At 50.2% G+C, this 5,710-nt stretch carries 7 protein-coding genes; 4 read left to right on the plus strand and 3 right to left on the minus strand.

All coding sequences use genetic code 11. The features are described 5' to 3' along the window. Positions 1–132: 132 nt before the first annotated feature. Positions 133–528 carry a hypothetical protein gene (locus K5R89_RS26495; RefSeq protein WP_135717729.1) on the minus strand — a complete coding sequence of 132 codons (396 nt, stop codon included), beginning with the start codon at positions 526–528 and terminating at the stop codon, positions 133–135. 85 nt (positions 529–613) lie between these two features. Between K5R89_RS26495 and K5R89_RS26500 the strand changes: the two genes are divergently transcribed. The 4 genes from K5R89_RS26500 to K5R89_RS26515 all read left to right on the plus strand — a co-directional run bounded on the left by K5R89_RS26500 (position 614) and on the right by K5R89_RS26515 (position 3,981). Further along, positions 614–1,069, plus strand: a complete 456-nt coding sequence (locus tag K5R89_RS26500; protein ID WP_217259634.1) for a helix-turn-helix domain-containing protein — start codon at positions 614–616, stop codon at positions 1,067–1,069. An 86-nt stretch (positions 1,070–1,155) separates the two neighbouring features. Beyond that, positions 1,156–1,488 carry a hypothetical protein gene (locus K5R89_RS26505; RefSeq protein WP_071739097.1) on the plus strand — a complete coding sequence of 111 codons (333 nt, stop codon included), beginning with the start codon at positions 1,156–1,158 and terminating at the stop codon, positions 1,486–1,488. A gap of 697 nt (positions 1,489–2,185) precedes the next feature. After that, the gene (locus K5R89_RS26510; protein WP_135717731.1) at positions 2,186–2,677 is read left to right on the plus strand and encodes a hypothetical protein; all 492 of its coding nucleotides are present in this window, start codon (positions 2,186–2,188) and stop codon (positions 2,675–2,677) included. A 431-nt stretch (positions 2,678–3,108) separates the two neighbouring features. Continuing rightward, the gene (locus K5R89_RS26515; RefSeq protein WP_217259635.1) at positions 3,109–3,981 is read left to right on the plus strand and encodes a recombinase family protein; all 873 of its coding nucleotides are present in this window, start codon (positions 3,109–3,111) and stop codon (positions 3,979–3,981) included. A 223-nt stretch (positions 3,982–4,204) separates the two neighbouring features. Here the strand turns inward: K5R89_RS26515 and K5R89_RS26520 are convergent, their stop codons facing one another. Both K5R89_RS26520 and K5R89_RS26525 read right to left on the minus strand, forming a co-directional pair. Continuing rightward, on the minus strand, positions 4,205–4,867 hold the full coding sequence (locus K5R89_RS26520; protein WP_135717727.1) for an inovirus-type Gp2 protein: 663 nt from the start codon (positions 4,865–4,867) through the stop codon (positions 4,205–4,207). A 274-nt stretch (positions 4,868–5,141) separates the two neighbouring features. Then, a complete protein-coding gene (locus K5R89_RS26525; protein WP_221853874.1) occupies positions 5,142–5,645 on the minus strand; it encodes a hypothetical protein in 504 nt (167 codons plus the stop codon). Positions 5,646–5,710 lie beyond the last annotated feature (65 nt).

Consider the following 5,710-nt stretch of genomic DNA (forward strand, 5'->3'; position numbering starts at 1 on the left):
CTTCTTTGTCATGGGGTAATCCTCTGTAATCGTTGAATAAAGGCCATAGCAGGCCGCTGGCGCTCTCTGGTGAGCGTCATTTGATGTGACCGTAATATGCGGTCATCTCGTCAGTGTTTGTGTCTCAGGCGGTCAGGCGTATTCGCCGTAAAGGCTCTGTCCGCAGGCCGGGCAATGCTGCGGCGTATCCGGTGTAAACCGGAACCATCTGGTGACGTCTCCGCGTCCGAAAGTGACCCCCGCGAGGTGGGTGACTTCCAGCGCCGTGAGCGTTCTGTACGCAGTCGATAGCGGCAGGTCAACGCAGCGGCTGACTGCTTCTGCTGTCACTGGTACATCATCTACGGTATTCAGGTAATGGAGGACGTTAATCCGGGGATTAGTGGCACGGAGGCCGATGTCATTCAGGATCGCGGCGAGGCTGGCGCGTTCCGTATCAGTCGGGGCTGCAAATGATGGCAGCATGGGCGTTGAGGTCAATATTTCTCCTGTTTTATGTGTTTTATTGGTCAGTTTCCATTTTATCACAGATGAGAAACTTTCGCATCTACAGGTTGGCTGTTTTTTTGTATACTATGCAGAGTAAACACATCTATTTTATGGCGGGTATACAGTGAGTAAACAGGGCCAAAATCTACTCAATCTTACACAGGCTGCTGAGGCGGTAGGTATCACGAGGAAAACGCTATATTCCCATATTGACAAGGGGTTGGTGAGTGTTGCCCGCCAGCAAGGTAAACGATACGTCGATGTATCCGAGTTAATCAGGCATTACGGATCTGTATCCCTTCCTGAGGAAAAAGTAAACGGCGTTACACGGTCACAAACTATACATAATGACGATGCAATCTTGGCTATGCAGCGGGAGCTGGTCGAGCTGAGGAAGCTAATCGAGAAGCAACAATTATTGCTTGAGGATAAGCAGGAGGCCGACCTGCTGCGGGAACAGATGACCGGGTTGCAAAATGAGCGTGACGCAGCATCCTTGGAGCTGGAAAAAGTGAAAGTGGAGCTTGAGGCGGAGAGGAAGAAAGGATTCTTTAGGCGGCTGTTTAAACATTTGCATTAAGAAAAAATAGATGTGATTATTCACCATGAACAGAAATTAAATCTTCCTAAATTTTGGCTGTTTTTTAATCCTGGCGTGGGGTGTCTATGGTTGATATCTTTGGCAATAAAACGAAGCAGTTGTTGGCTGATGCTCAACGTCTTTTAGAGCAGGCCCAAGAGTCAATGAGTGAAGATATTGAGAAGTTGAAGGAGCAGCAAATTGCAACGGATGCTCGCCTTGCTCGTTTAGAAAGGCAGCAGGATGAGTCTCTTCAATTGATCGGCAATTTGCAAAATTCTGTTGATACCATGAGAGATAGTGCAATTCGTGGTGAGGTTGCCAGCGGGCAGAAGTCAAAAGATGTAGCCGTTAAATATGGGATTACACCGTCGAGGGTAACCCAGATTGCACCACGCCGCCGTTATAACAATGGTTAAGTTTGGTGGGGTTGCTCTTGTGATCTTCCTCTGCTCAGCGTAGTCTCTTGCTTAGAAACGAAAAAACCCACGTTCTCAGGCGTGGGTTTTAACGGGTAAACGGGTTTTCTCAGGACTCGTCTACCAGGTAACTGAGTCTTTAGCGGGAACAGCTACCTAAAACGTGATCTCAGTGTATCCGCCTTACGCGGAGCATTCAAGCTACAGACGGGCGTTTTTGTGCCCGAATGCATATCAACAAAGTTCCCGCACGCAAGACTCGTTACCGTATTGGCTGTTGCCATTAGCGGCGTTTTGCCGTGTCCGCTGGGGTTGGAATCGTGAGAATAGTTACCCAGCAGGCGCAACGGTCGGATGAAACGGGGAGTTCGTGCATATCATCCAGCTTGGAGCGAACCGCCTAAAACGAGCAGTGCCAGCATAGGGAAGCTGAGAGTTAGCGCCCCCAAGGTAGAAAGAGCGGCAAGGCTGGCTGCAAACGTCAAGGCGGGAACACAGGAGCGCACGAGGGAGCTACTTATCGGAAACGGTAGGGATCTTTAAGCTGTGTCGGGTTTCGCCACTCTTGATTTGAGCGTCTGAATTGTGATGCTCGTCAGGAGGGGCGAAGCCTTCTGTAAAAGGTTATCGCTATATGTTTTATACGGTTACCTTGCCCGTGTTAAGATTCTGCATTCTTCCTGTTTAAGGTTCCATTGTGGCTATTGGTGATGATGCTATCCGTGATGCTTTCTTCTTTTTCGCTGAGTTGGCGGATGCGATGGGGAATCAGGGTTTACCACAAGATGTCTGGGACACACCGTGTTTCACTTACCTCTTAACTAAAAAACAGTTCAATCAGATGAAGGTCGTTTGCCAACGGAATGGATGGCCTATACCTGTGTCTCCTGCTGTACCTATCACTTGGGCTATGTTTAGCCATGTTCTTAGTGCGAGAGGTAATAAAGATCAGCTTAGTTGGCAGGAGTGTGCCGAAATCCTATCTGCCGCTTTTTCTGTACAAAGTAATGTGTTTGTTAATAGAGATTATGCGGAACAGACCGTCGTTCTTAACGCGATTAAGCGTATTACGGTTGGAGGGGCGGGATTCTTCGCGTTAGCGATAGTTGATGTCTCTGGTAACAAATTGGCCCCCGTAACTGCATATCATGCAACGGAGGCCAAATGTAAGAAAATTCAGGGTAGTTGATAGGAGGGACGCCCATTTAAGCAACTCTCCTCAATTGAATGAGAATGAGCCATAGTGCCTAAATACTTCCCCTCATCGGTTCCTTTCGGATCTAAGCAGCATCGGCGTTTTTCTGCTGTCTAACGACTACAACTACATTGTAGCTAAGCTGACTTCGATATTCAACTAAAGGTTGAGTATTACCTATATACTAACTTTTCTCTATATCCCTGCAATCCCTTGCGGTGTCTGGGTTTCTTGAAATCACCGACTAAAGAGACCCTATATTCTAACTGCATATTCTGACCCCCATGTCGCTGGGCTGATACACCCCCGCCCCTGCGGCTGGATCGCTGATACCCCCCACCATATGTAAACCGGCTGGCTGCAAATATCCTGCCGGTGATTGTACGGCTGGCGCACTTGGAGATCTGCCTGACCGGTGTCGCTGTATGATAAAAGTTAGCGATAGTGATTTTCAAATATCTTGTTATAAATCAATTAATTATGTTCTTTTTGTGATTTTTATCATTTGTTTTCCGTTCGGTAAATTTATGATACAGTTCGTTCACGGTCCTTTTGGAGGGGTGAATATGCAGGTTGTTACATATCGTCGGGTATCTACTGAGCGTCAGGGGCGCTCTGGTTTGGGGCTTGAGGCTCAGACTGACTACATCGCTCACGCTGTCCGCCAACATGGTTGGGAGATCATTGATGAGTTCACCGATGAGGGGGTCAGTGGTTCGCTGGAACCAATGCAACGTAATGGACTGCGCCAGGCCATAGAGTTGTGTAAGCGCACTGGGGCGTGTTTGCTGGTGGCTAAACTGGATCGCCTGAGTCGGTCGGTGTTGGATATCGCCACACTGGTAGAGCAGTTGCCCTGCATCAAAGTTGCCACTATGCCCACGGCAGATAAGTTTCAACTCCATTTGTATGCGGCGTTAGCTGAACAGGAGCGGGACTTTATCAAACAGCGTACCAGTGATGCGCTGGCGTCGTTAAAGGCGAGGGCTGCGGCGGGTGATGAACTGTCACAACAAAAGGTGCAAACGTGGAGTGACAATATTGCGGCTGCACACGCCAGTGGGGTAAACCGTCAGCGTAGTATCAAGGTCAGAGCCGTTCGGGCCGATGCTTTCGCGGCGACCGTCGAGGATAATATTCTCGCAGCCCGGACACGCGGCCATACCACTCTCCAGGCTATCGCTAATTATTTAAATGAGCGCGGTATCACTACCCGGCGCGGTAAACGTTGGACACCTGCGGCAGTGAGCCGGGTCGAGAGCCGGTTTCCAACTCCATCAGACAGATCGTCAATGTGACCTGCAGACGTACTCCCTGTATCGTATAAATTAGCCTCGCCGAGGTGCGTGGCTTTATTTTTTATTAAATAACAAAAGTTTAAGTATATTTAATGTGAGAAAACCGGCGGTGCGTGGATCGCTGTGGGCGTTGGTGTGCCTGCTGGCGACAAATCTGTCATGGGAATATGCCTTGTAGAAATTTTTCGTGTGCGTAAGGCTGACCAGGTGGGGGCGAACCCGGTTAAGCAGCAGTCAGTATTTTCAACTTTGATGCAGAAAACATACGCTGCCCGCCCCCTGTAGAATATTTCCCACGCGCTTTAGCGAGGTAGGAGACACGCTCAACCAGTTCCACCAGCGATGAGTGTTCATCCCTGTTTATGATGTATGTATCATCACATAAGTGGGCGCGACCAGCCTGTACGGTTAGTTCACCCCAAAGAGTGTTTATCAGTCCGAATGTGCCCTCGTTGCCGAAACCGGTAGATCTGACTTGAAAGTGAGGTAATGCGATCCAGCAATGGTAATGAACCTGTTTAGCCTTCTCTTTTTCCCTGACCCAGCCATATGCAAATTTCTTGATCGGCTGTCCATTCCAGCGCTTGGCGGTGAACTTGCCACGCAACCGGGTAAACAGGTCGCTGATTAATTTGTTGCTTTCTGATACGGAAATTCCTGCCGGGACTGACAGGTCGAAACGGAAGGCGAAGACCTTGCTGTAATGGGACTGCATCGCGCAGAGTTGGGTAATGAAGCTGTCCATTATCTCCTGACGGATTGGCGAGTAGCGCTTGCTGTCAGGTTTGAAATTCAGGTTGTATTCTTTGTCGTTGAAGGTGTAGTTGGCTGAGTGGATAAGATGATATCTGCCGTTGCCATAATGGCTGGTTACTGCATGAGTCAATGTTCCTCCGGTTGATGGTTGGGTATGTACAGGTATTAATAAGAACCAGTACGGTTACTGCTTTAGCAAAGTCTGCCTATGCCGCGCCACTGCTGACGCGGAGATGCAATTATTGCCAGCGTTTTTACTCAGAAAAGTTTCGGCTGGACGGGGATGGATTTGTAGCGTTCCGGGTTGGCTTCCCGGATTTTTCGAGCGGCAGCTATAGCTCGCTCCAGCGCGTCCGGGTCGATATGTGCGGGCGCTGGTGGCCCGCTTTTTATCTTGGTAACTGTCATGCTGTCGCCCCGGTCAGCAGCATATCGCGGAGACGCTGGCGCATGGCATCGCGTTCTGCGGCTGCGGCTTCCTCTGCACGGCGTTGGGCTTCGTCTGCGGCGTCCTGTACCAGCTTGTCCACTTCTCTCTCGATCGCGGCGGCCAGCTCGTTATGATATGCATCCTCCACCTGCCGTTTCAGGTCGGCTATCTCCTGCTCCACCAGTTCCGCCGGTTTGCGGAGAGTGATACTCATATTCCCCGTACCGGCGAGGTAGACCGATTGCGGGATGCCGATATCGTACCTCCAACCTTCCAATATCCGTTCTTGTAGCTGCTGCATTACCAGTGCTGCCGGGGCAGAAAAACGCTGTGTGGTGCTTGTAGCTGTGTACCGTTGGACGGCGGTTTCGATCCGCGCGGCCAGCACGGCGGCGTCGGGTTTGAACCGGGCGGCGGCCTCAGTCATAAACGCCTGTAAATCGCTCTCAGCGGCTCTGTGGGCGGTCTTCTTTGTCATGGGGTAATCCTCTGTAATCGTTGAATAAAGGCCATAGCAGGCCGCTGGCGCTCTCTGGTGAGCGT

Origin of the sequence: Klebsiella sp. TF21-TM (assembly GCF_019753495.1) — a bacterium.
GTDB lineage: Bacteria > Pseudomonadota > Gammaproteobacteria > Enterobacterales > Enterobacteriaceae > Klebsiella > Klebsiella quasipneumoniae.